Here is a 23,919-nt window from a genome sequence, read left to right as displayed (position 1 = left end):
CCACGAACTGGATACCATGTGACCACGCGCGGGACCCCCGGCGCAACATGTTGCCGACGGCTTGTCGGAATACTGGCGCTCAGGCCGTGAGCATCTCCAGGCCGGCGTCCGCCCAGCGCTCCCCCAGCCCCGTCAGGGTGACGTGCCGTACCTCGTCCGTGCCCGGGGGTTCGGGGGTGTCCCCCGATGTCACAGTGCCGACGGCGCGGTGGATGACCACCTGCAGCCGGTCCTCGGTCAGCTCCTCGACCTTGCCCTCGCCCCACTCCACGACGATCACCGAGTCGGGCAGGTTCACGTCGAGGTCCAGGTCCTCCATCTCGTCCAGGCCGCCGCCGAGCCGGTAGGCGTCCACGTGGACGAGGGGCGGGCCGTCGCCCAGGGAGGGGTGCACCCGGGCGATCACGAAGGTCGGGGAGGTGACCGCGCCGCGCACGCCGAGCCCCTCGCCGAGCCCGCGGGTCAGCGTGGTCTTGCCCGCGCCGAGCTCACCGCTGAGCATCACCAGGTCGCCCGCGCGCAGCAGCTTGGCCAGCCTGCGGCCCAGGTCTCGCATCTGCTCGGGCGAGGTGATCGTCAGCCGGGTCTCAGCGGGGTCCTGCGGTGCTGCTGGTGCTTCCATAGCCCATAACCGTAGCCCCTGCGGGCACCGCACCCGCGCGGGTGAGCAGGTCGGCGAGGCGGTCGGTGACCACTTCCGGGTGTTCCAGCATCACCAGGTGCCCGGCGTCCGGGACGAGGACCAGCTCGGCGTCGGGCAGCAGGTCGGCTATGGCCTCGCTGTGCTCGCTGGGCGTGACCAGGTCCCGGACGCCGGCCAGCACCAGCACCGGCATGTCCCGGAAGCAGGCGAGCGCCTCGGTCTTGTCGTGGTCGGTGAAGGCCGGGTAGAACTCGGCGACCACGTCGATCGGCGTGGACTCGATCATGCGCTCCGCGAACCGCTCGACGGCCGGGTCGACGTCCCGACCCGCGAACGAGTAGCGCTTGATGATCCCGGCGAACAGGTCGGCGGTGGCCCGGCGCCCCTTCTCCACCAGCTCCGCCTGCTGCCCGAGGGCCTTCAGCACTCCGGGCAGGATCCGGCGCACCGCGTTGACGCCGGCGAGCGGCAGCCCGAAGTTGACCTCGCCCAGCCGCCCGGACGACGTACCGACGAGGGCGGTGGCGACCACTCGCTCCTGGATCAGTTCGGGGAACTGGGCGGCGAGCGCCATGACCGTCATCCCGCCCATCGAATGGCCGACCAGCACGATCGGGCCCTCCGGTACGGCGGCGTCGAGGACCGCCTTCAGATCGCGGCCGAGCTGGTCGATGGTGACCGGCACCCGGTCCCGCATCTGGGCCACCCCCCGCCCGGAGCGGCCGTGGCTGCGCTGGTCCCAGTGCACGGTCCGCACGACCCCGCGCAGGGCCGCGCGCTGGAAGTGCCAGGAGTCCTGGCTGAGGCAGTAGCCGTGGCAGAAGACGACGGTCACGGGCGCGGGGGCCTTGCGGCCGAAGAGGCGGCGCCGGCGCGGGGAGACGTTCGGCCCCGGGTCGGGCTCGACCTCGTCGACCTCGTAGTACAGCTCGGTGCCGTCGTCGGCGATCGCCTTGCCGGGGGTGCCGCGCAAGGTGCCGTAGGGGCCCGCGGAGTCCAGCGCGAGCCGGGCCTTCCTGCGCATCCCGCGCCCCACCGTCATCCGCTCTATGGCGACGCCGGCCGCCGCGCCCGCGGCGATCACGCCTATCGCGGCGCCGGCGATGCCGGTCGCTTTGCGCCAGCTGCCGACCGCCCCCGCGGCGGAGGCGGCGGCCGCGGAGGCGACGACGTCCGCCATGGCCTCGGCACTGCTCTCGCTCACGTACCGCTCCTCTTCGCCGTACTGCAGTTCACTGGGTGGGTGCGACGATGGTGCCTGTGCTGCCGCTGTAACAGGTATGACCGGAGTTACACGTGATCCCCGTCGCGCCTCTCGAACGGGTTACCGAAGTCCTTCCCCGTTCACATGAACTCGGTCACACGGACGCCTTTACAAGGACGCATTTACACGGAGGCATTCACATAGACGCGCGGAACCCGGGTTCCGATCCGCGTGACGATCTCGTACGCGATCGTGCCGCAGGCCTGCGCCCAGTCCTCGGCGGTGGGCTCACCGCGGTCGCCGGGCCCGAACAGCACGGCCTCGCTGCCCGCCTCGGGCTCGTCGCCCCCGAGGTCCACCACGAACTGGTCCATGGCCACCCGGCCGGCGACCGTGCGCCACTTGCCGTCGACCAGCACCGGTCCGGTGCCGGAGGCGTGCCGGGGAATGCCGTCCGCGTAGCCCACGGGCACCAGGCCGAGGGTGGTTTCGCCGGGCGTGACGTAGTGGTGGCCGTAGCTGATGCCGTGCCCGCCGGGTACGCGCTTGACCAGGGCCAGCGAGGCGGCGAGCGTCATCACCGGGCGCAGCCCGAAGTCGGCCGGGGTGCCCAGCTCCGGGCTGGGCGAGATGCCGTACAGGGCGATGCCCGCGCGGACCAGGTCGAAGTGGGTCTCGGGCAGGGTGAGGGCGGCGGGCGAGTTGGCGATGTGCCGCACCTCGGGGCGCACGCCCTGCTCCTCGGCGTACGCCAGCATCTCCCGGAAGCGGGCGAGCTGGGCGGCGATGGAGGGGTGGCCGGGCTCGTCGGCGCAGGCGAAGTGCGACCACAGCCCGGTGACCTTCACCAGCCCCTCGGCCTCGGCGCGCAGGGACTCGGCGACCAGCTCGGCCCAGTCCGGGCCGGGCTGGCAGCCGTTGCGGCCGAGCCCGGTGTCGGCCTTGAGCTGCACGCGCGCGGCGCGCCCGGCCTCGCGGGCGGCCGCGACGACCTCCCGCAGCGCCCACATGCCGCTCAGCGACACGTCGATGCCGGCCTCGATCGCCTGCCGCCAGGGGCCGCCCGGCACCCACAGCCAGCACAGGATCGGGCCCGGCAGCCCGGCCGCGCGCAGCGCGAGGGCCTCCTCGGGCGTGGCCGTGCCGAGCCAGGTCGCGCCCGCCGCGAGGGCCTCGCGGGCGCACGGCAGCGCCCCGTGGCCGTAGCCGTCGGACTTGACCACGGCCATCAGGGCCGCACCCGGCGTCCGGGCACGCAGGGCACGCACATTGGCCCGCAGGGCGCCCAGGTCGATCTCGGCGCGGGCGCGCAGGGGGGCGGTCGGCACAGTCGCAGTCTCACTCATCGCGCCCCCAGTCTCTCAGAGGGCAGAGGGCCGTCGGGGCCCCGGTCGCGGTCTTCCGGAAGCTCAGGTACCCGGCCGTCTCCCCCACACGTAGACGTGGTCGCCCTTCTTCAGTACGTCCCACAGCGTGCGCGCGTCGGAGAGCTTCAGATTGACGCAGCCCATGGAGCCGACGGTGGTGTAAATGCTGCCGTAGATGGCGTGGAAGGCCTGGCCGCCGTCGAAGAACTGGGCGTACGGCATCGGTTCGTTGTAGAGGGTCGACACGTGGTTCTTGTGCCGCCAGTAGACGGTGTGCCAGCCCTTGCGCGTGACATACCCCTGGCGCCCGCTGCGCATGGGCACCGGACCGAACACCACCTTGGAGCCCTGCTGCACCCAGGTGAGCTGACGGTCCAGATCGACGCAGGCGACCTTGTACGACCGGACCGGGCACTTTCTGGCCGCGTTCGGGTTCTTCCTCGCCGAGGCGAGCATCATGGTCGACCAGGTGACGGGCCCGGCGAAGCCGATGGCGGGCTTGATCTTGTTCTTGATCTGGTACGCCTGGATGGCCTTGCAGTCGGCGGCGGACTGCTTCCCGTCGACCTTCAGCTTCAGCCAGCTCTCCACCTGCCGCTGATAGGGCCCGGTCTGCTTGCTGCACGTCGTCTTGCCCACGGCGTCGGAGAGCGGCACGTACTCGATGAGGTCGTACGTCCCCGGCGCCGCGTCCTTCGGCTCGACGGCGTCCTCCGCCCTGGTCGGCGTGTACACCTTCGGCGGCAACGCCTGGTCGGGCGTGTCGATCTGCCAGGGCCGGCCGGGCCCGGGGGCGACACCGGGGACCAGCTCGGGGGCGGCGGGAGCCGAGGGCACGGGGGCGCTGACCGCTGAGGAGGCCACGGCGGTGCCGGCCGCCGGGAGGGCCGTCGCGGTGGCCAGCAGCACCGCGACACCTCTGGAGGCGATTCGTCTGCTGATCATGAGATCAGCCAAGCGTGCGGCTCCGCCGGATCAGCGGTGCCGCGCGGGAGGGTTCACCCGGGGGATGGCACGCCCGCCGGCTCGGGGCACCGTCCGTCGGCTACAGCACGCGTACGTCCCGCCAGGCCCGCGGAATGTGCTCCGCCACGTCATGCGCCCCCACCGGCGCCCCGTCCGCCGCGAAACGGCCGGCGAGGCCGTGCAGATACGCGGCCGCACTGCCCGCGTCCAGCGCCGACAGGCCCGCCGCCAGCAACGACCCGCCGAGCCCCGACAGCACATCACCGCTCCCCGCCGTGGCCAGCCAGGAGGTCCCCGTGGCGTTCACCCGCACGGCCCCGCCCCCGGCGTCGGCGACCAGGGTCGTGGACCCCTTCAACAGCACCGTCGCCCGGTACGCCGCCGCCAACTCGCGCACCGCGGCCAGCCGGGCCCCCTCGACCTCCTCGCGCCGCACGCCGAGCAGCGCGGCCGCCTCCCCGGCATGGGGTGTCATCAGCGTCGGTGCCGTGCGCCCCCGCACCGCGTCCCGCTCGGCCAGCCGCAGCCCGTCCGCGTCGAGCAGCACCGGCACGTCCGCCGCGAGCACCTCGGCCACGGCCGCGGCATCGTCCCCGGCGCCCGGCCCGACCACCCAGGCCTGTACCCGCCCCGCCTTCGCCGGTCCCCGGTCGGACACCAGGGTCTCCGGGAAACGGGCGATGACCGCATCCCCCGCGGGCCCGACGTACCGGACGGCCCCCGCCCCGCCGCGCAGCGCCCCGGAGACGGCGAGCACGGCGGCGCCGGGATAGCGCGCGGACCCGGCGGCGATGCCGACGACCCCGCGCCGGTACTTGTCGCTCTCCCCGCCGGGCACCGGCAACAGCCGTGCCACATCGGCGTGTTGGAGGGCCTGCAGCTCGGGCTCTGCGGGCAGTTCGAGACCGATGCCGACGAGCCGGACGACCCCGGCGTACTCCCGCGCCGGATCGATCAGCAGCCCCGGTTTGTACGTCCCGAAGGTCACCGTCAGATCGGCCCGGACCGCGGCCCCCCGCACCTGACCGGTGTCCGCCTCGACCCCGCTCGGCAGGTCGACGGCCACCACCGCCGCCCGGGACCGCTCGGCGACGGCGGCCAGAGTCTCGGCATCGGGCCGCAGCCCGCCCTTGCCGCCGATCCCGACGATCCCGTCCACCACGAGGTCGGCCCGCTCGATCAGCCCGGCGGCGGACTCCGCCGCGGCGGCCGCGCCGCCCGCCCGCCGCAGCGCGGCCAGCCCGCCCGCGTGCGCCCGTTCGGGCGTGAGGAGTACGGCGGTGACCCCGGCGCCGCGCCGGGCCAGCCGCGCCCCCGCGTACAGCGCGTCCCCGCCGTTGTCGCCGCTGCCGACGAGCAGCACCACCCGGCTGCCGTACACCCGTCCGAGCAACTCGGCGCAGGCGGCGGCCAGTCCCGCGGCGGCCCGCTGCATCAGCGCACCCTCCGGCAGCCGCGCCATCAGCGCCCGTTCGGCCGCCCTTACCGTCTCCACGCTGTACGCACTACGCATGGCACCGAGTCTGCCCCGCAACGGCCCTGGCCCACACCCGGGGCGCCAGGGCCTAACCCTCGGCGACCACCACGGCCGAGGCCACGCCCGCGTCATGACTGAGCGACACATGCCAGGCCCGCACGCCCAGCTCGGCGGCCCGCGCGGCCACGGTGCCCGTCACCCGCAGCCGGGGCTGCCCGTTGTCCACGACGTACACCTCGGCATCGGTCCAGTGCAGCCCGGGCGGTGCCCCCAGCGCCTTCGCCAGCGCCTCCTTGGCGGCGAACCGGGCCGCGAGCGAGGCGATCCCGCGCCGTTCCCCGCTGGGCAGCCACAGCTCCCGCTCGACGAACAGCCGGTCGGCCATCCCCGGCGTCCGCTCCAGCGAGGCGCGAAACCGGTCGATCTCGGCGACGTCGATCCCCACTCCGATGATGCTCATGCCGGGCAGCCTACGGTCGCGGCCCCAGCGGCACCCGCCCACCTGCCGAAACCCGACTGCCGGTCAGGGCGCGTGCCGTCTAGGCTCCGCCCATGACGTCCCAGGCCTATCTCTCCGAACTCTTCTCGCTGGACGGCCGTGTCGCCGTGGTGACCGGAGGCAGTTCCGGCATCGGCCGGGCCATCGCCGGAGCGCTGGCGCGGGCCGGTGCGAGCGTGGTGGTCGTGGCCCGCAGGAAGGAGCAACTGCAGGACACCGTCGGCGAGTTGACGGCCGAGGGCGGCCGGGCCGGCTGGGTCGCGGCCGATCTGGGCACCCGCGACGGCGTGCGCGCGGCGGCCGAGGAGGCGGCCGGTGTCTTCGGTGAGCCGGACATCCTCGTCAACTCCGCCGGGATCAACCTGCGGCCGCCGATGGACGAACTGGGCGAGGACGTGTGGGACGCCACGCTGGCCGTGAACCTTCACGCGCCCTTCCTGCTGGGGCAGCGGTTCGGGCCCGGCATGGCCGAGCGCGGCTTCGGCCGGATCATCCACATCACCTCCCAGCAGGCCCACCGCGCCTTCGTGCAGAGCGGGGCCTACGGCGTCTCCAAGGGCGCGCTGGAGTCGCTGGCCCGCTCGCAGGCCGAGGCCTGGTCACCGTACGGCGTCACCGTCAACACCCTGGTGCCGGGCTTCGTGATGACGCCGCTCAACCGGCGGCTGTCGTCCGACCCGGAGAAGGTGACCGCCCTGGCCGCCCGCACGATGACCGGCCGCAACGGCCTCGCCGAGGACTTCGAAGGCGCGGCCGTCTTCCTCGCCGGCCGCGCCTCCGCCTACGTCACCGGCCAGTCGATCTTCGTGGACGGCGGCTTCTCGGTCCACTGACCACCGACCCACTGACCACCGACACCGGCAGCCGAGCGGCTACTCCACCGTCACCGACTTGGCCAGGTTCCGCGGCTGATCCACCTCGTTCCCCCTGGCGGTGGCCAACTCGCAGGCGAAGACCTGCAACGGCACCGTCGCCACCAGCGGCTGCAGCAGGGTCGGGGTGGCCGGGATCCGGATCAGGTGGTCGGCGAAGGGGACCACCGCCTCGTCACCCTCCTCCGCGATCACGATCGTGCGCGCCCCGCGGGCCCGGATCTCCTGGATGTTGGAGACGATCTTGTCGTGCAGCACCGAGCGGCCGCGCGGGGAGGGGACGACGACCACGACCGGCACGTCCTCCTCGATCAGCGCGATCGGGCCGTGCTTGAGCTCGCCCGCCGCGAAGCCCTCGGCGTGCATGTAGGCGAGTTCCTTGAGCTTCAGGGCGCCTTCGAGGGCGACCGGATAGCCCACGTGCCGGCCGAGGAACAGCACCGTGTTCTTCGAGGCGAGGCTCCGGGCCAGCGCGCGCACCGGCTCCATCGTCTCCAGGACCCGCTCGACCTCCACCGAGATCCGGGACAGGTCCTTGATGACCGCCTGGATCTCGTCGCCCCACTTGGTGCCGCGCACCTGGCCCAGGTACAGCGCGACCAGGTAGCAGGCCACCAGCTGGGTCAGGAACGCCTTGGTGGAGGCGACGGCGACCTCCGGGCCGGCGTGCGTGTACAGCACCGCGTCCGACTCGCGCGGGATCGTCGAGCCGTTGGTGTTGCAGATCGCCAGCACCTTGGAACCCTGCTCGCGGGCGTGCCTGAGGGCCATCAGGGTGTCCATGGTCTCGCCGGACTGGGAGATGGCGATGACCAGGGAGCGGCCGTCCAGGATCGGGTCCCGGTAGCGGAACTCGCTGGCGAGCTCCACCTCGCACGGGATGCGCGTCCAGTGCTCGATGGCGTACTTGGCGATCAGGCCGGCGTGGAAGGCCGTACCGCACGCGACGATGACGACCTTGTCGATCTCCCGCAGCTCGGACGGGGAGATACGGACCTCGTCCAGCGTCAGCGAACCCGACGGGTCGATGCGGCCGAGCAGCGTGTCGGCGACTGCCTTGGGCTGCTCGGCGATCTCCTTGAGCATGAAGTAGTCATACCCCCCCTTTTCCGCGGCGGAGGCGTCCCAGTCCACGTGGTAGCTGCGCACATCGGCCGGGCGGCCGTCGAAGCCCGTGACCGTCACGCCGTCCCGGCGCAGCTCCACCACCTGGTCCTGCCCCAGCTCGATCGCGGAGCGCGTGTGGGCGATGAACGCGGCGACGTCCGAGGCCAGGAAGGCCTCGCCCTCTCCGACACCCACCACGAGCGGCGAGTTCCGCCGCGCGCCGACGACCACGTCGGGCTCGTCGGCGTGCACCGCGACCAGCGTGAACGCGCCCTCCAGCCGCCGGCACACCAGCCGCATGGCCTCCGCGAGGTCCGCGCAGGCGGAGAACTCCTCGGCCAGCAGGTGGGCGACGACCTCGGTGTCCGTCTCGGACGTCAGCTCGTGGCCGCGCTCGGCGAGTTCGGCCCGCAGGACCGCGAAGTTCTCGATGATGCCGTTGTGGACGACGGCGACCCGGCCCGCGTTGTCGAGATGCGGGTGGGCGTTGGCGTCGGTGGGGCCGCCGTGCGTGGCCCATCGGGTGTGTCCGATGGCCGTCGTGCCCGTCGGCAGCGGCCGTTCGACCAGCTCCTTCTCCAGGTTGACCAGTTTCCCGGCCTTCTTCGCCGCGGCCAGCCCGCCGTCGGCCAGCACGGCGACACCGGCCGAGTCGTAACCCCGGTACTCCAGCCGCTTCAGCCCGGCCATCACGACCTCGAGCCCCGACTGTGACCCTACGTATCCAACGATTCCGCACATGGGCCGCAGCCTACGGGCCACCTCAGGCCGGAAACCGCTTGCGCCTGCCCGGATTCGGAAATTCCCAGCGTCATACGAGCGGCCGGTCCGGCGGGAACCGGCCCCGCGTGACGGAGCCCACCCACCGTCCCGTTCAAACTCCGTTAACAATGGACTGTGATCTCACCGGTCTCCTCGATGCCCCGGAGCGCCCACCGGCACAGGCCGGAGGCGACTCCCTACGTCGACCTCACCCGCGCCGAGTGGAGCGCGCTGCGCGACAAGACGCCGCTGCCGCTCACCGCCGAGGAGGTGGAGAGGCTGCGCGGTCTGGGCGATGTGATCGACCTGGACGAGGTGCGCGACGTCTACCTCCCGCTCTCCCGGCTCCTCAATCTCTACGTCGGCGCCACGGACGGCCTCAGAGGCGCGCTGAACACCTTCCTCGGCGAGCAGGGCTCCCAGTCCGGCACCCCGTTCGTGATAGGGATCGCCGGATCCGTGGCGTGCGGCAAGTCGACCGTCGCCCGTCTCCTGCAGGCCCTCCTCTCCCGCTGGCCCGAGCACCCGCGCGTGGAGCGGGTGACCACCGACGGTTTCCTGCTGCCGACCAAGGAGCTCCAGGCCCGCGGCCTGATGTCGCGGAAAGGTTTCCCCGAGTCCTACGACCGCCGGGCCCTGACCCGTTTCGTCGCCGACATCAAGGCGGGGAAGGACGAGGTCACCGCGCCCGTCTACTCCCACCTGATCTACGACATCGTCCCGGACGAGAAGCTCGTCGTCCGCCGGCCCGACATCCTGATCGTCGAGGGCCTCAACGTCCTGCAGCCCGCCCTGCCCGGCAAGGACGGCCGTACCCGGGTCGGTCTCGCCGACTACTTCGACTTCAGCGTGTACGTCGACGCGAACGCCGAGGACGTCGAGCGCTGGTACCTCAACCGCTTCAAGAAGCTGCGCCAGACCGCCTTCCAGGACCCGAACTCGTACTTCCGCAAGTACACCCAGGTGTCCGAGGAGGAGGCCCTCGACTACGCCCGCACGCAGTGGCGGACGATCAACAAGCCCAACCTGGTGGAGAACATCGCCCCGACCCGCGGCCGGGCCACCCTGGTGGTCCGCAAGGGCCCGGACCACAAGGTGCAGCGGCTGAGGCTGCGCAAGCTGTGACGCAGTCTGTCGGATGCCCTGGTGGGCGTGGTGTCGGCCGGCACGCTCACGCTGCTGGCCCGAAGTGGCTGTGGGCGAGGCAGCGCGAGCGTACGGCGCGGGCCGGCGGCCTCTAGAACACTCTCTCGCAGTTCATGACCGTGTCACCGGGGTCGCGGAACACCGTGTCGGTGCCACCGCCGCAGTTCACGACGTCACCACCGGCGTTGTCCTGCACACTGATCGTGTCGTTGCCGCCGTTGGTGGTCACCATGTCGACACCCGTACCGGCGTCGATGGTGGAGTTGACCGGAGCCAGGGAACCGTCGAAGGTGTCGTTCCCATCGCCGAGTTGGACCGCGATGCTGGTGACAACGCCGCAGTCGACGCTGTTGGGGTCGTTGGGCACGCGGGTGCACCCCGGACCGACCGCGATGCCCGTGGTGTCGGTGAAGATCAGATGGTGGGTCATGGGGTCGACTCTGGCCGTGACGTGGTTCGCCACGCCGGAGCGAGCCTGGAGCAAAGCCATGCCGAAGAGCCGGAACGCCGTGGAGCCCGGTGTCTGGGCGGCGGCCGGGGTGGCGGCCGAGGTGACGAGAACACCCGCCACCAGGGCCGAACCGACCGCTCGCTTCAAGGTACTGCTCACGATCTTCATGCTGCGTTTTCTCACTTCCGTCGATGGGGGCACGCCACACGGGACGGCCTCGACGGAAGGGATACCGACAGCGATCGGTTACGCATCCTTTATTACGTTCATAGGGTGATCCGCGTCGCACGAAAGGGCGCACACCTGTGGGACTTCCGGGGCAGGAGACGCTCCCGCCCCGGCCGGATCCCGTCGGCCTAACCCAGCGCCGACTTCACCGCGTCGGCCAGCCGCCCGGCCACCGACCGCGCCTGGTCGATGTCGGCCGCCTCGACCATCACCCGCACCAACGGCTCGGTGCCCGACGGCCGGAGCAGCACCCGCCCGGTCTCCCCCAGCTCCCGCTCCGCCTCGGCGACGGCGGCCGCGAGATCGGCCGAGGTCTTCACCCGGGACTTGTCCACGTCCGGCACGTTGACGAGGACCTGCGGCAGCCGCTCCATCACCGACGCCAGTTCACGCAGGCCGCGGCCGGTCTCGGCGACCCGGGCCGCCAGCAGCAGGCCGGTCAGCGTGCCGTCACCGGTCGTGGCGTGGTCGAGGATGATCACGTGCCCGGACTGCTCGCCGCCGAGCGCGTACCCGTGCTCCTTCATCTCCTCCAGCACATACCGGTCGCCGACGGCGGTCTGCACCAGGTGGATCCCGGCCTTCTCCATCGCCAGCTTGAAGCCCAGGTTGGACATCACGGTGGCGACGACCGTGTCGGCCCGCAGCTCGGAGCGCTCCCGCAGGGCCAGCGCCAGCACGGAGAGGATCTGGTCGCCGTCGACCTCCTCGCCGGTGTGGTCCACGGCCAGACACCGGTCGGCGTCGCCGTCGTGCGCGATGCCGAGGTCCGCGCGGTGGTCGACCACCGCGGCCTTCAGCTTCTCGAGGTGGGTCGAGCCGCAGCCGTCGTTGATGTTGAGCCCGTCCGGCTCGGCGCCGATCGTGACGACCTCGGCGCCCGCCCGGGAGAACGCCTCCGGCGAGACCCCCGAGGCCGCGCCGTGCGCTTCGTCCAGGACGATCTTCAGGCCGTCCAGCCGGTTGGGGAGCACCGACAGGAGATGGGCGACGTACTGCTCGAAGCCCTCGTCGTACGACCGCACGCGGCCCACGCCCGCGCCCGTCGGCCGCTCCCACGGCTCGCCGTGCCGGTGCGACTCGTAGACCGCCTCGATCCGGTCCTCCAGCTCGTCGGCGAGCTTGTGGCCGCCGCGGGCGAAGAACTTGATGCCGTTGTCCGGCATGGCGTTGTGGCTGGCGGAGAGCATCACGCCCAGGTCGGCACCGAGCGCGCCGGTGAGATAGGCCACCGCGGGCGTCGGCAGCACCCCGACGCACAGCACGTCCACACCGGCGCTGGCCAGGCCCGCGACCACGGCCGCCTGGAGGAACTCCCCGGACGCCCGCGGGTCCCGGCCGACCACCGCCGTCGGCCGGTGGCCCTCGAAGGTGCCCGCCTCGGCCAGCACGTGGGCCGCCGCAACGGACAGGCCGAGCGCCATCTCGGCCGTCAGGTCCGCGTTGGCGACCCCGCGCACGCCGTCCGTCCCGAAGAGTCGTCCCACTGTTCCTCCATCCGATCGCACAAGCCTTTGAGCACCTGAGCGTCTTGTGTCGTTATACGCCCTCGGCCGGGATAAACGAACGCCCCGACGGCACACGTGGCGTGCCGCCGGGGCGTTCGGAGTACGAGCAGGCGACGCTTAGCGCTTGCTGTACTGCGGAGCCTTGCGGGCCTTCTTCAGACCGGCCTTCTTGCGCTCGACCGCACGGTCGTCGCGCTTGAGGAAGCCGGCCTTCTTCAGCGGGCCGCGGTTGTTGTCGACGTCGGCCTCGTTCAGCGCACGGGCGACACCGAGGCGGAGCGCACCGGCCTGACCGGAGACACCGCCACCCGCGATGCGGGCGATGACGTCGTAACGGCCCTCGAGCTCGAGCACCTTGAAGGGCTCGTTGACTTCCTGCTGGTGCACCTTGTTCGGGAAGTAGTCCTCGAGGGTGCGACCGTTGATCTTCCACTTGCCGGTGCCCGGAACGATCCGGACGCGGGCAATGGCGTTCTTGCGGCGGCCCAGGCCGGCGGCGGGCTGGGGCTCACCGAAGCGCGAGGCGAGGGACTCGGAGGTGTACTCACCCTCCACCGGAACCTCGGACTCGGTGGTGTAGCTCTCGATGTCTTCGATCTCTTCGATCGGCTGCTCGGCAGTGGTCTCGGCCACGATTCTCCTCAGATTCTCTTCAGTCTTAGGGGGTGGCCGGACTTACTGCGCGACCTGGGTGATCTCGAACGGCACCGGCTGCTGGGCAGCGTGCGGGTGCTGGTCACCCTTGTAGACCTTCAGCTTCGAGAGCATCTGACGGCCCAGGGAGTTCTTGGGGAGCATGCCCTTGACGGCCTTCTCGATGGCCTTCTCGGGGTTCTTGTCGAGGAGCTCGTCGTAGCGGACGGAGCGCAGACCACCCGGGTAGCCGGAGTGGCGGTACGCCATCTTCTGGGTCCGCTTGTTGCCGGAGAGGTGCACCTTGTCGGCGTTGATGATGATGACGAAGTCACCAGCGTCGACGTGCGGCGCGTAGATCGGCTTGTGCTTGCCCCTGAGAAGGGTCGCTGCGGTGGTGGCGAGACGGCCCAGGACAACGTCCTGAGCGTCGATGACGTGCCACTGGCGCGTCACATCGCCGGGCTTGGGGCTGTACGTACGCACGGTTCGTAGCCTTCGCTTCGAGTGAATGGTCCTGAACAGGTCACCGAAACGATCACGACAGCCTGGACCGCACGGCGGCGACGCATACCGCGTAGTGGGGTCGCTGGTCATCGGCCCGGTGGACCGGTGTAAGGGCCCGTCCCGTGAGAATGAGCAAGCCAATACACAACGAACAAGCAGAATACCGGGGTCGTCGGTGAGGGTCAAAACGAGCGACCGGCGTGCTCACCCTTCTCCCCCGTCTAAGATGCGCCCCATGAGTTACGGGCAGGGGGGACCCCAGTCTCAGTGGGATCCCTGGAAACGGCATTCCCAGCAGTCCTCCTGGAACAGCGGGGGTGACGACGGGACCCCGGACTGGGCGGCGCTCGCCGAGGCCTCGGAGACCCGCAACAAGCGCCGCAAACTGCTGTTCATCGGCGCCGGCGCGGTCGCCACCGTCGCGGTCGGCACGGCCGTCGCCATGGCCGTCGTCTCCGCGAACAGCGGCAACGACGCCCACGGCACGCCCACGAACCTGCCCGCGAGCGCCTCCGTGCCCAGCGGCTCGGCCACACCGTCCTTCGCGTCGACCAGCGCCCCGCCGCCGCTGGACCCGAAGGACTTCATATCCAGCGCCAAGAAGGACACCGCCCCGCTCAGCGCCGACACCCTCTTCCCGGGCACCCAGCTGACCATGGGTGACACCGTGTACAAGAAGGGCGCCACGGCCGACACCACGAACTGCGCCTCCGCCGCCGACGCCAACCTGCCGAAGATCCTCAGCGCGAACCACTGCACCCGCCTGATCCGGGTGACCTACAGCAACGGCGGCATCGCGATCACCGTCGGCGTCGCCGTCTTCGACGACCAGGCGACCGCCACGAAGGTCAGGCAGCAGGCCGCCAAGCACGCCATGGTGCGCTCCCTGCCCGGCAAGGGCGTCAAGAACTTCTGCGACGCCGCGGTCTGCCTGACGACCACGAATTCCGTCGGCCGCTACGCCTACTTCACCACCGGCGGCTTCCTCAACGGCAAGAACGTCACCAACAAGGACACGAAGGTCTTCTCCGCCGGCAACGACCTGCAGCAGTTCACCTTCAACCAGATCTACCGCCGCGGCCAGACCCAGGCGTCCGCGGCGGCGAACCGGTAGGGCCTGTCCGGCGGATCAGGTCGCGGGAAAGCGACGGCGCCTCATAAGCGCAGGTGAGCGGGGGCTGGTGCGTCCAGCTGCAAGGCGGAGCAGGGCGTCGACGCGATGGGGGTCCCCCCGCGCGAGCGAAGCCGAGCGTGGGGGAGTCGGCAACCGACGACAACGCCGCAGATGGGCGTGCCAGCCCCCGCGTCCGCGACTGGATCCGCCGGGCAGGCCCTGGGCTCAGCAGCACCCCGCCGACGGGAGCGAGCGCTTGTTGCGCGCCTCCCTGCTGCGTGCGGCCAGCAGCTCGTCGGCGGGGTAGCCGACCTCCTCCAGGGTCAGCCCGTGCGGCCGTACGACATGCACGGCGGAGTCCCGCACCCCCGCGGCCAGCACCTTCCCGGGCCACTCGGGCCCGCGGTGCCCGTCGCCGACGAACAGCAGCGCGCCGATCAGCGAGCGCACCATGTTGTGGCAGAACGCGTCGGCGCGCACGGTGGCCGTGATGATCCCGTCCGCCCCGCGCACGAGGCTCAGCTCCTGAAGGGTCCGGATGGTCGTGGCGCCTTCCCGCTTCTTGCAGTACGCGGCGAAGTCGTGCTCGCCGAGCAGCGCCCGGGCGGCCTCGTTCATGGCGTCCACGTCGAGGGGCCAGTCGTGCCACAGGACGTGGCCCCGCAGCAGGGGGTCCACTCCCCCGGGGTTGTCCGTCACCCGGTAGGCATAGCGCCGCCAGATCGCCGAGAACCGGGCGTCGAAGCCGCTGGGAGCGTCCCGGAGGGCCCACACCCGTACGTCCTTGGGCAGGCGCCCCGCGAGCCGCTTGAGCAGCTTCTCGTGGTGCTCCCGCCAGACCCCCTCGGGCAGGTCCACGTGCGCCACCTGCCCCCGCGCATGCACCCCGGCGTCGGTACGTCCGGCCACGGTCAGCTCGTACGTCTCCCTGGACCGGGTGACGGTCCGCAGCGCGTCCTCGATCTCCCCCTGCACGGTCCGCCTGCCACCGGCCTGCTTGGCCCAGCCGTGGAAGTCGGTGCCGTCGTAGGAGAGGTCGAGGCGGACACGGACGTAACCGGGCTGTACTTCACTCACCCTTAGATCCTCTCAGGTACGCAAAAGCGGGCCCGCCCGTGAAGGGCGGACCCGCTCAGCTCAAGGCAGAGCCTCAGGCCTCCGTCGACTCCTCGGCAGCGGCCTCCTCGGCCGGAGCCTCGGTGGTCTCCGCAGCCTTGGCCTCGTCGGCCTCCTTGACCGCACGCTTGGTGGCGGCCTCGGCCTCACCCACGGCCTTCTGCTGCACCGTCAGCGCCTCGACCAGCTCGATGACGGCCATGGGCGCGTTGTCGCCACGGCGGTTACCGATCTTGGTGATGCGGGTGTAGCCACCCGGACGGTTCTCGTAACGCGGGCCGATCTCGGTGAAGAGCGTGTGGACGACGCTCTTGTCCGTGATGACCTGGAGCACCTGACGGCGGTTGTGAAGGTCGCCCTTCTTCGCCTTGGTGATCAGACGCTCGGCGTACGGGCGCAGGCGGCGGGCCTTCGCCTCGGTGGTGGTGATACGGCCGTGCTCGAAGAGGCTCTTCGCCAGGTTCGCGAGGAGCAGCTTCTCGTGCGCGGCGCTGCCGCCCAGACGGGCACCCTTGGTGGGCTTCGGCATTGTTCTTCTCCTGTGTGTCTGCCCCGGCCGTGTCAGGTACCGGGGTCAGGAACCCGATGAGCGGATGCTCACCGGCTGCGACCGATCAGTACTGCTCGGTCTCCACGAAACCCGCGTCCGCGTCGTCGTCGGCGCCGAAGGCGTCGGCAGCGGCCGTGGGGTCGAATCCGGGCGGGCTGTCCTTCAGGGCCAGGCCCATGCCGGCCAGCTTCGCCTTGACCTCGTCGATGGACTTCGCACCGAAGTTGCGGATGTCCAGCAGGTCGGCCTCGGAGCGGGCGACGAGCTCACCCACGGAGTGGATGCCCTCGCGCTTGAGGCAGTTGTAGGAGCGGACCGTGAGCTCCAGCTCCTCGATCGGCAGCGCGAGGTCGGCGGCCAGGGCGGCGTCCGTGGGGGACGGGCCCATGTCGATGCCCTCGGCGTCGATGTTCAGCTCGCGGGCGAGACCGAACAGCTCGACCAGCGTCTTACCGGCGGAGGCCATGGCGTCACGGGGACGCATCGCCTGCTTGGTCTCGACGTCGACGATCAGCTTGTCGAAGTCGGTGCGCTGCTCGACACGCGTGGCCTCGACCTTGTACGTGACCTTGAGCACCGGCGAGTAGATGGAGTCGACCGGGATACGGCCGATCTCCTGGCCCACCTGCTTGTTCTGCACGGCGGAGACGTAGCCGCGGCCGCGCTCGACCGTCAGCTCCATCTCCAGCTTGCCCTTGCCGTTGAGCGTGGCGAGGACGAGGTCGGGGTTGTGCACCTCGACACCGGCCGGGGGCGCGATGTCGGCGGCGGTGACCAGACCCGGGCCCTGCTTGCGCAGGTACATCACGACCGGCTCGTCGTGCTCCGAGGAGACGACCAGCTGCTTGATGTTGAGGATCAGGTCGGTGACGTCCTCCTTGACGCCCGGCACGGTGGTGAACTCGTGCAGGACGCCGTCGATGCGGATGCTGGTGACAGCAGCGCCGGGGATCGACGACAGGAGGGTGCGGCGGAGGGAGTTGCCGAGGGTGTAGCCGAAGCCCGGCTCCAGCGGCTCGATCACGAACCGGGAGCGGAACTCGTCGACGACCTCTTCGGTCAACGAGGGTCGCTGAGCGATCAGCATGTGTGGATCAGATCCTTCATTCGTGGACGCCCGCTATTTGACGTCCGACGGAAACCGCGCCCGTGAAAAGCGCGGGTACTGCAAGGGTACGGGCGGTACGACCGAAAGGAGCCGTACCGCCCGAACCCTGAGCCAGACGAAGGCCGTGCGTCAGACGCGGCGGCGCTTCGGCGGACGGCAGCCGTTGTGCGGGGTCGGGGTGACGTCCTGGATGGAGCCGACCTCGAGGCCCGTGGCCTGCAGGGAGCGGATCGCGGTCTCACGACCGGAGCCCGGGCCCTTGACGAACACGTCGACCTTGCGCATGCCGTGCTCCTGGGCGCGGCGGGCGGCCGACTCGGCGGCCATCTGCGCGGCGAACGGCGTGGACTTCCGGGAGCCCTTGAAGCCGACGTGGCCGGCGGAGGCCCAGGAGATCACGTTGCCGGACGGGTCCGTGATGGAGACGATCGTGTTGTTGAACGTGCTCTTGATGTGCGCGTGGCCGTGAGCGACGTTCTTCTTTTCCTTGCGGCGCACCTTCTTGGCAGCGCCCTGACGTCCCTTGGGGGGCATCTACTAACTCCTACGGGAGGTGGTCGGTCCTACAGCGAAGACCGTGGACAGGTGTCCGCTGCGGACTACTTCTTGCCCGGCTTCTTCTTGCCGGCGATGGCGCGACGCGGGCCCTTGCGGGTGCGGGCGTTGGTGCTGGTGCGCTGACCGCGGACGGGCAGACCGCGACGGTGACGCAGACCCTGGTAGCAGCCGATCTCGACCTTGCGGCGGATGTCGGCCTGGATCTCGCGACGGAGGTCACCCTCGGTCTTGATGTTGTTGTCGACGTACTCACGAATCGCGACGAGCTGCTCCTCGGAGAGGTCGCGAACGCGGGTGTTCGGGTCGACGCCGGTCGCAGCCAGCGTCTCCTTCGAGAGGGTCCGGCCGATGCCGAACACGTAGGTCAGGGCGACCTCCACGCGCTTTTCGCGCGGGATGTCAACACCGGAAACGCGTGCCATTCAATGGCTCCTGGTGATCTTCGGAGGTCTTCCGCAGAACCGGCTCCCGGCCGCCGTACGAGGTACGAACCGGGTCCCCGGCCTCCGAACCGGGGGTGTCGAGCTGGTGGGCTCGGGTTCTGCGTATGAACATATTCAGCTCGCGTCGCGCGAATCTCTGCGATAGAGGTGCAGAGGGTTGTGGTCGTGCGTCAGCCCTGGCGCTGCTTGTGGCGCGGGTTCTCGCAGATGACCATGACCCGACCGTGACGGCGGATCACCCTGCACTTGTCGCAGATCTTCTTGACGCTCGGCTTGACCTTCATTGGATTGAGGTTCTCCGGGTCAGTGCCACCACCCCGCGTGAGCGGGATGCGGGCAAGATCTACTTGTATCGGTAGACGATCCGGCCACGCGTCAGGTCGTACGGAGACAACTCCACCACGACCCGGTCGTCAGGGAGGATGCGGATGTAGTGCATACGCATCTTGCCGCTGATGTGTGCCAGGACCTGGTGGCCGTTCTGGAGCTCGACCTTGAACATCGCGTTAGGAAGAGACTCGACGACAGTGCCCTCGATCTCGATGGCACCTTGCTTCTTGGCCACGCTTCGCCCTTCGAATCGACTACCTTGACCGGCTTTCGCCCACTCGCAAGCACGCAGGCATGAGGGTGCACGAGAGCCGACGAGTCAGTCTACGTCGGCCCACCGGGAAAGGCGAATCGAGACAGTCTGCCCCACCCGGGAGATCACTAACCGAGCGGATCGGGAGCGGCCGTGATGCCGTACTCGGCGAGCTTCGCCTTGCCTGCGCCCCATTCCCTGACGCCGGCCTCCGACCGGCGGTCGTGGGCAGGCCCGGTCGTCATCCGAGCGGGTCCGGCGCCGCCGTGATGCCGTACTCGGCGAGCTTCGCCTTGCCTGCGTCCGGCGCGGTGAGGACCAGGGGGCCGTCCGCGGTCAGGGCGACCGAGTGCTCCCAGTGGGAGGACCAGGTGCCGTCCGTGGTGATGACCGTCCAGTCGTCCGAGAGGACCTCGGTCTTCGGGGTGCCCAGGGAGACCATCGGCTCGATCGCGAGGCAGAAGCCGGGCACCAGCTTGGGGCCCTTGCCGCGGCGCCGGTCGACGTAGTTCAGCAGATGCGGGTCCATGTGCATCTCGGTGCCGATGCCGTGGCCGCCGTAGTCCTCGATGATGCCGTAGCGACCGCCGCCGGGCTTGGGCTGGCGGCGGATGTACGTCTCGATCGCCCGGGAGATGTCGACCAGCCGGGCGCCCTGCTTCATGGCCGCGATGCCGGCCCACATCGACTCCTCCGTCACCCGGGAGAGCTCGATCAGCTCCGGGGAGTGACCGGAGCCCACGAAGGCCGTGTAGGCCGCGTCGCCGTGCCAGCCGTCGACGATCGCGCCGCAGTCGATGGAGATGATGTCGCCGTCCTTGAGGACGACGTCGTCGGAGGGGATGCCGTGGACGACCACGTCGTTCACGGAGGTGCAGATGGTCGCGGGGAAGCCGCCGTAGCCCAGGAAGTTCGACTTGGCGCCGTGCTCGGCGAGGACCTTGCGGGCGACCTCGTCCAGGTCCTTGGTGGAGGCGCCGGGCACCGCGGCCTCGCGGGTGGCCGCGTGGATGGCGGCGACGACCAGACCCGCCGCACGCATCTTCGCGATCTGCTCGGGCGTCTTGATCTGCACCATGGGGGGGCCTGCGCTCTCCGTCACTCACATCGACTGGGGTATCTGTACAACAGTACGGCCGCGGCGCCCCGGGAAGGGCGCCGCGGCCTAAGGAGCCGGGCTCGTCAGCTCTCGGCCCTCTCGCGCTTGAGCGCTTCCAGCGCCCGCTGCGTGATCTCGTCCACGGGGCCCAGGGAGGAGATCGTCACGACCAGGCCCTGCGCCTTGTAGTAGTCGATGATCGGCTCGGTCTGCGTGTGGTAGACCTCGAGCCGCTTGCGGACGGTGTCCTCGGAGTCGTCGTCGCGCTGGTACAGCTCGCCGCCGCAGACGTCGCAGACGCCTTCCTTCTTCGGCCGGCTGTAGGTCACGTGGAAGACGTGCGAGGAGTCGTTGCGGCAGATGCGCCGGCCGGCGATCCGCTTGACGACCTCGTCCTCCGGGACCTCCAGGTCCAGGACGGCGTCCAGTTTGATGCCCTCGGTCTTCAGGAGCTCGTCCAGCGCCTCGGCCTGCGACACGTTGCGCGGGAAGCCGTCCAGCAGGAAGCCCTTCTCGGCGTCCGGCTGCTCCATGCGGTCCTTGGCCATGGCGATGGTCACCTCGTCCGGGACGAGGTTGCCGGCGTCCATGTAGGACTTCGCGAGCTTGCCCAGCTCGGTCTGCTGGCTGATGTTGGCCCGGAACAGGTCGCCCGTGGAGATGTGCGGGATCGACAGCTTCTCGGCGAGGCGGACGGCTTGCGTTCCCTTACCGGCACCCGGCGGCCCGACGAGGACGATACGCATCAGCGGAGGAACCCTTCGTAATTGCGCTGCTGGAGCTGGCTCTCGATCTGCTTCACCGTCTCGAGACCGACACCCACGATGATCAGGATGCTGGTCCCGCCGAAGGGGAAGTTCTGGCTTGCCCCAAAGCCCACCAACGCCATTGTCGGCACGAGAGCGATCAGACCCAGATACAGCGAACCCGGCCAGGTGATCCGGTTGAGCACGTAGCTGAGGTACTCAGCGGTCGGTCGGCCAGCCCGGATGCCCGGGATGAAGCCACCATACTTCTTCATGTTGTCGGCGACTTCCTCGGGGTTGAAGGAGATCGCCACATAGAAGAACGCGAAGAACACGATGAGCAAAAAGTACGCCGTGATGTAAATCGGGTGGTCGCCCTTGGTCAGGTTCTGCTCGACCCAGGTCTTCCAGCCCGACTTGCCCCCCGCGAACTGCGCCACGAGTGCCGGGATGTAGAGCAGCGAGGAGGCGAAGATGACGGGAATCACACCCGCCTGGTTCACCTTGAGCGGGATGTACGTGGACGTACCGCCGTAGGAACGGCGGCCGATCATGCGCTTGGCGTACTGCACCGGGATGCGGCGCTGGGCCTGCTCGACGAAGACCACGAGCGCGACCATGACCAGGCCGACCAGGATGACGGTGCCGAACTCGATCCAGCCACCGGCCAGGGTGCCCTGCTTCTTGATGGCCCACAGCGCCGACGGGAACGTCGCGGCGATCGAGATGAACATCAGGATCGACATGCCGTTGCCGATGCCGCGGTCGGTGATCAGCTCACCGAGCCACATGACGACGGCCGTACCGGCGGTCATGCAGACGACCATCGTGATCGTCGTGAAGATCGCCTGGTCCGGGACGATGCTCGTGGCGACCGAGCAGCCGTTGAACAGCCGGCCGGTGCGGGCGGTGGCGACCAGGCCGGTGCCCTGCAGGATGGCGAGGGCCACCGTCAGGTAGCGGGTGTACTGCGTGATCTTCGCCGTACCGGCCTGGCCCTCCTTCTTGAGGGCTTCCAGGCGCGGGATGACCACGGTCAGCAGCTGAAGGATGATGCTGGCCGTGATGTAGGGCATGATGCCGAGCGCGAAGACCGTGATCTGCAGCAGCGCACCGCCGCTGAACATGTTCACGAGGCCGAAGAGGCCCTGGTTGCCCTGTGCCTCGGTCACACACTGCTGGACGGCCTTGTAGTTGACGCCGGGGATCGGAATGTGGGTACCGACCCGGTAGACCACGATGATGCCCAGCGTGAAGAGCAGCTTCTTGCGCAGGTCGGGCGTCCTGAACGCCCGGGCGAACGCGGTGAGCACGGTGCCTCCTGCGACCCCCGCGCAACTGCGTCAAGGGTGACGGTCTTGAGGTTCGACGGATACAGACGAATTACTAACGGTCAACTGCCGCTCAGGGTGCCCCATGGGAAGCATCCATTGAAAGTAGGCAGTGCTGGCCACCTTACCTGCGAGAGCACCGCCCTAGGAACGACCGACCGGGGATACCCCTTTTGTGGGTATCCCCGGTCGGGATCGTTCATGTCATCGAGGGACCTGAGGGGCTCAGACCAGCTCGGTGACCGTACCGCCGGCGGCGGTGATCTTCTCCTTGGCGGAGCCGGAGACGGCGTCGACCGTCACCTGCAGCGCCACGGAGACCTCGCCCTGGCCGAGGACCTTGACGAGGCTGTTCTTGCGAACGGCACCCTTGGCGACGAGACCCTCGACGGTGACCTCGCCACCCTCCGGGTACAGCGCAGCCAGCTTGTCGAGGTTCACGACCTGGTACTCGGTCTTGAACGGGTTCTTGAAGCCCTTCAGCTTCGGGAGGCGCATGTGCAGCGGCATCTGGCCACCCTCGAAGCGCTCCGGAACCTGGTAGCGGGCCTTGGTGCCCTTGGTACCACGACCGGCCGTCTTACCCTTCGACGCCTCACCACGACCGACACGGGTCTTGGCGGTCTTGGCGCCCGGGGCGGGACGGAGGTTGTGGATCTTGAGCGGGTTCTGCTCCGCCATGATCAGTCGACCTCCTCGACCGTCACGAGGTGGCGGACGGTGTGCACCATGCCGCGGAACTCGGGGCGGTCCTCCTTGACGACCACGGTGTTGATCCCCTTGAGACCAAGCGACCGAAGGGTGTCACGGTGGTTCTGCTTGCTGCCGATGTAGGACTTGACCTGCGTGATCTTGAGCTGCGCCATGATTACGCACCCGCCCCGGCACGCGCACGCAGGAGAGCCGCGGGAGCGACGTCCTCGAGCGGCAGACCACGGCGGGCCGCGATCTCCTCGGGACGCTGCAGACCCTTCAGGGCCTCCACGGTCGCGTGCACGATGTTGATCGCGTTGTCGGAGCCGAGCGACTTCGACAGCACGTCGTGGATACCGGCGCACTCGAGCACGGCACGCACCGGACCACCGGCGATAACACCGGTACCGGGGGACGCGGGCTTGAGCAGCACGACGCCGGCAGCCTTCTCACCCTGGATCGGGTGCGGGATGGTGCCCTGGATCCGGGGGACCTTGAAGAAGTGCTTCTTGGCCTCCTCAACGCCCTTGGCGATGGCGGCCGGCACCTCCTTGGCCTTGCCGTAACCGACACCCACGGTGCCGTCACCGTCGCCCACCACGACCAGCGCGGTGAAGCTGAAGCGACGACCACCCTTCACAACCTTGGCGACGCGGTTGATCGCGACGACGCGCTCAACGTACGCGGTCTTCTCGGCGGCAGCAGCGCCGCCGTCACGGCCCTTCCGGTCCCGCCGCTCGCCGCCACCGGCACCGCCACCGCGGCGCTGGGGTCCAGCCATTGGAATTACCTCTCTCTGTTTCCGCTAGCTACGGAACCGTGGCTCAGAACTTGAGCCCGGCCTCGCGGGCGGCGTCCGCCAGAGCCGCGATGCGGCCGGCGTACTGGTTACCACCACGGTCGAACACGACGGCCTCGACACCGGCGGCCTTGGCACGCTCGGCGACCAGGGCGCCGACCTGCTTGGCCTGCGCGGACTTGTCGGCCTCGCCACCGCGGATCGACGCGTCCAGGGTGGACGCCGACGCCAGGGTGTGGCCCTTCAGGTCGTCGATCACCTGCGCCACGATGTGACGGTTGGAGCGGGTCACGACCAGACGGGGGCGCTCCGCCGTACCGGCGATCCGCTTGCGGATCCGGATGTGACGGCGCTTGATCGCGGCGCGCTTGTAGGCGTCGCCCTTGAGGATCTTCTGCCCGTATGCCAT

Annotated in this window: 28 protein-coding genes; 3 read left to right on the top strand and 25 right to left on the bottom strand. The window is 69.8% G+C overall.

Going from position 1 to position 23,919, the window contains the following annotated elements:
• Positions 1-79: 79 nt before the first annotated feature.
• The 6 genes from tsaE to ACWC2T_RS07285 all read right to left on the bottom strand — a co-directional run bounded on the left by tsaE (position 80) and on the right by ACWC2T_RS07285 (position 6,117).
• Entirely contained in the window at positions 80-622 is a 543-nt protein-coding gene (tsaE, locus tag ACWC2T_RS07310) for a tRNA (adenosine(37)-N6)-threonylcarbamoyltransferase complex ATPase subunit type 1 TsaE (protein WP_450669433.1), read from the bottom strand.
• Positions 588-1,847 (bottom strand): alpha/beta fold hydrolase, encoded by a 1,260-nt coding sequence (locus ACWC2T_RS07305; RefSeq protein WP_450669432.1) that lies wholly within the window; start codon positions 1,845-1,847, stop codon positions 588-590. Before ACWC2T_RS07305 ends, tsaE begins: the two co-directional genes overlap by 35 nt.
• A gap of 182 nt (positions 1,848-2,029) precedes the next feature.
• On the bottom strand, positions 2,030-3,193 hold the full coding sequence (alr, locus tag ACWC2T_RS07300) for an alanine racemase (protein WP_450669431.1): 1,164 nt from the start codon (positions 3,191-3,193) through the stop codon (positions 2,030-2,032).
• Positions 3,194-3,256: 63 nt separating this feature from the next.
• Entirely contained in the window at positions 3,257-4,159 is a 903-nt protein-coding gene (locus tag ACWC2T_RS07295; RefSeq protein ID WP_450669430.1) for a L,D-transpeptidase, read from the bottom strand.
• A gap of 100 nt (positions 4,160-4,259) precedes the next feature.
• Positions 4,260-5,693 (bottom strand): NAD(P)H-hydrate dehydratase, encoded by a 1,434-nt coding sequence (locus ACWC2T_RS07290; protein ID WP_450669429.1) that lies wholly within the window; start codon positions 5,691-5,693, stop codon positions 4,260-4,262.
• Positions 5,694-5,745: 52 nt separating this feature from the next.
• Positions 5,746-6,117: a holo-ACP synthase gene (locus ACWC2T_RS07285; protein ID WP_450669428.1), complete on the bottom strand. Its 372-nt coding sequence runs from the start codon at positions 6,115-6,117 to the stop codon at positions 5,746-5,748.
• 92 nt (positions 6,118-6,209) lie between these two features.
• On the opposite strand from ACWC2T_RS07285, the gene ACWC2T_RS07280 reads away from it, so the two are divergent.
• A complete protein-coding gene (locus ACWC2T_RS07280) occupies positions 6,210-6,989 on the top strand; it encodes an SDR family NAD(P)-dependent oxidoreductase (RefSeq protein WP_450669427.1) in 780 nt (259 codons plus the stop codon).
• A gap of 39 nt (positions 6,990-7,028) precedes the next feature.
• Here the strand turns inward: ACWC2T_RS07280 and glmS are convergent, their stop codons facing one another.
• Positions 7,029-8,876, bottom strand: coding sequence for a glutamine--fructose-6-phosphate transaminase (isomerizing) (glmS, locus tag ACWC2T_RS07275; protein ID WP_450669426.1), 1,848 nt, complete (start codon positions 8,874-8,876; stop codon positions 7,029-7,031).
• 177 nt (positions 8,877-9,053) lie between these two features.
• Between glmS and coaA the strand changes: the two genes are divergently transcribed.
• The gene (gene coaA / locus ACWC2T_RS07270; protein WP_450669594.1) at positions 9,054-10,022 is read left to right on the top strand and encodes a type I pantothenate kinase; all 969 of its coding nucleotides are present in this window, start codon (positions 9,054-9,056) and stop codon (positions 10,020-10,022) included.
• A 112-nt stretch (positions 10,023-10,134) separates the two neighbouring features.
• On the opposite strand, the gene ACWC2T_RS07265 is transcribed toward coaA, so the two are convergent.
• The 4 genes from ACWC2T_RS07265 to rplM form a co-directional block, all read right to left on the bottom strand.
• A complete protein-coding gene (locus ACWC2T_RS07265) occupies positions 10,135-10,653 on the bottom strand; it encodes a hypothetical protein (protein ID WP_450669425.1) in 519 nt (172 codons plus the stop codon).
• Positions 10,654-10,850: 197 nt separating this feature from the next.
• The gene (gene glmM / locus ACWC2T_RS07260) at positions 10,851-12,209 is read right to left on the bottom strand and encodes a phosphoglucosamine mutase (protein WP_450669424.1); all 1,359 of its coding nucleotides are present in this window, start codon (positions 12,207-12,209) and stop codon (positions 10,851-10,853) included.
• A 138-nt stretch (positions 12,210-12,347) separates the two neighbouring features.
• A complete protein-coding gene (gene rpsI, locus ACWC2T_RS07255; RefSeq protein ID WP_158923790.1) occupies positions 12,348-12,863 on the bottom strand; it encodes a 30S ribosomal protein S9 in 516 nt (171 codons plus the stop codon).
• A 42-nt stretch (positions 12,864-12,905) separates the two neighbouring features.
• On the bottom strand, positions 12,906-13,349 hold the full coding sequence (rplM, locus tag ACWC2T_RS07250; protein ID WP_014674395.1) for a 50S ribosomal protein L13: 444 nt from the start codon (positions 13,347-13,349) through the stop codon (positions 12,906-12,908).
• A gap of 256 nt (positions 13,350-13,605) precedes the next feature.
• On the opposite strand from rplM, the gene ACWC2T_RS07245 reads away from it, so the two are divergent.
• Positions 13,606-14,484: a hypothetical protein gene (locus ACWC2T_RS07245; protein ID WP_450669423.1), complete on the top strand. Its 879-nt coding sequence runs from the start codon at positions 13,606-13,608 to the stop codon at positions 14,482-14,484.
• Positions 14,485-14,709: 225 nt separating this feature from the next.
• Here ACWC2T_RS07245 and truA read toward each other — a convergent pair whose 3' ends face one another.
• The 14 genes from truA to rplR form a co-directional block, all read right to left on the bottom strand.
• On the bottom strand, positions 14,710-15,561 hold the full coding sequence (gene truA, locus ACWC2T_RS07240) for a tRNA pseudouridine(38-40) synthase TruA (RefSeq protein ID WP_450669422.1): 852 nt from the start codon (positions 15,559-15,561) through the stop codon (positions 14,710-14,712).
• A 73-nt stretch (positions 15,562-15,634) separates the two neighbouring features.
• Entirely contained in the window at positions 15,635-16,129 is a 495-nt protein-coding gene (gene rplQ / locus ACWC2T_RS07235) for a 50S ribosomal protein L17 (protein WP_069779206.1), read from the bottom strand.
• 85 nt (positions 16,130-16,214) lie between these two features.
• Positions 16,215-17,237 (bottom strand): DNA-directed RNA polymerase subunit alpha, encoded by a 1,023-nt coding sequence (locus ACWC2T_RS07230; protein WP_003966937.1) that lies wholly within the window; start codon positions 17,235-17,237, stop codon positions 16,215-16,217.
• Between the two features lie 150 nt (positions 17,238-17,387).
• Positions 17,388-17,792, bottom strand: a complete 405-nt coding sequence (gene rpsK / locus ACWC2T_RS07225; RefSeq protein WP_003956432.1) for a 30S ribosomal protein S11 — start codon at positions 17,790-17,792, stop codon at positions 17,388-17,390.
• 65 nt (positions 17,793-17,857) lie between these two features.
• Positions 17,858-18,238 (bottom strand): 30S ribosomal protein S13, encoded by a 381-nt coding sequence (gene rpsM / locus ACWC2T_RS07220; protein ID WP_009300593.1) that lies wholly within the window; start codon positions 18,236-18,238, stop codon positions 17,858-17,860.
• Positions 18,239-18,429: 191 nt separating this feature from the next.
• Positions 18,430-18,543, bottom strand: a complete 114-nt coding sequence (gene rpmJ / locus ACWC2T_RS07215; protein ID WP_003998809.1) for a 50S ribosomal protein L36 — start codon at positions 18,541-18,543, stop codon at positions 18,430-18,432.
• Between the two features lie 59 nt (positions 18,544-18,602).
• Entirely contained in the window at positions 18,603-18,824 is a 222-nt protein-coding gene (gene infA, locus ACWC2T_RS07210; protein WP_003948620.1) for a translation initiation factor IF-1, read from the bottom strand.
• Positions 18,825-19,083: 259 nt separating this feature from the next.
• Entirely contained in the window at positions 19,084-19,920 is an 837-nt protein-coding gene (gene map, locus ACWC2T_RS07205; protein WP_450669421.1) for a type I methionyl aminopeptidase, read from the bottom strand.
• Positions 19,921-20,024: 104 nt separating this feature from the next.
• The gene (locus tag ACWC2T_RS07200) at positions 20,025-20,687 is read right to left on the bottom strand and encodes an adenylate kinase (RefSeq protein ID WP_450669420.1); all 663 of its coding nucleotides are present in this window, start codon (positions 20,685-20,687) and stop codon (positions 20,025-20,027) included.
• Entirely contained in the window at positions 20,687-22,000 is a 1,314-nt protein-coding gene (gene secY / locus ACWC2T_RS07195; RefSeq protein ID WP_450669419.1) for a preprotein translocase subunit SecY, read from the bottom strand. The genes ACWC2T_RS07200 and secY overlap by 1 nt, the downstream gene beginning before the upstream one ends.
• A gap of 243 nt (positions 22,001-22,243) precedes the next feature.
• Positions 22,244-22,699: a 50S ribosomal protein L15 gene (gene rplO / locus ACWC2T_RS07190; RefSeq protein WP_030745257.1), complete on the bottom strand. Its 456-nt coding sequence runs from the start codon at positions 22,697-22,699 to the stop codon at positions 22,244-22,246.
• A gap of 2 nt (positions 22,700-22,701) precedes the next feature.
• Positions 22,702-22,884 (bottom strand): 50S ribosomal protein L30, encoded by a 183-nt coding sequence (gene rpmD / locus ACWC2T_RS07185; protein WP_003998814.1) that lies wholly within the window; start codon positions 22,882-22,884, stop codon positions 22,702-22,704.
• A gap of 2 nt (positions 22,885-22,886) precedes the next feature.
• On the bottom strand, positions 22,887-23,492 hold the full coding sequence (gene rpsE / locus ACWC2T_RS07180; RefSeq protein WP_009190144.1) for a 30S ribosomal protein S5: 606 nt from the start codon (positions 23,490-23,492) through the stop codon (positions 22,887-22,889).
• Positions 23,493-23,535: 43 nt separating this feature from the next.
• Positions 23,536-23,919 carry a 50S ribosomal protein L18 gene (gene rplR / locus ACWC2T_RS07175; RefSeq protein WP_030641198.1) on the bottom strand — a complete coding sequence of 128 codons (384 nt, stop codon included), beginning with the start codon at positions 23,917-23,919 and terminating at the stop codon, positions 23,536-23,538.

Source organism: Streptomyces sp. NPDC001393 (assembly GCF_053597455.1).
The sequence above is the reverse complement of the archived record's forward strand: the minus strand, read 5'-3'. Positions and strand labels throughout refer to the sequence as shown.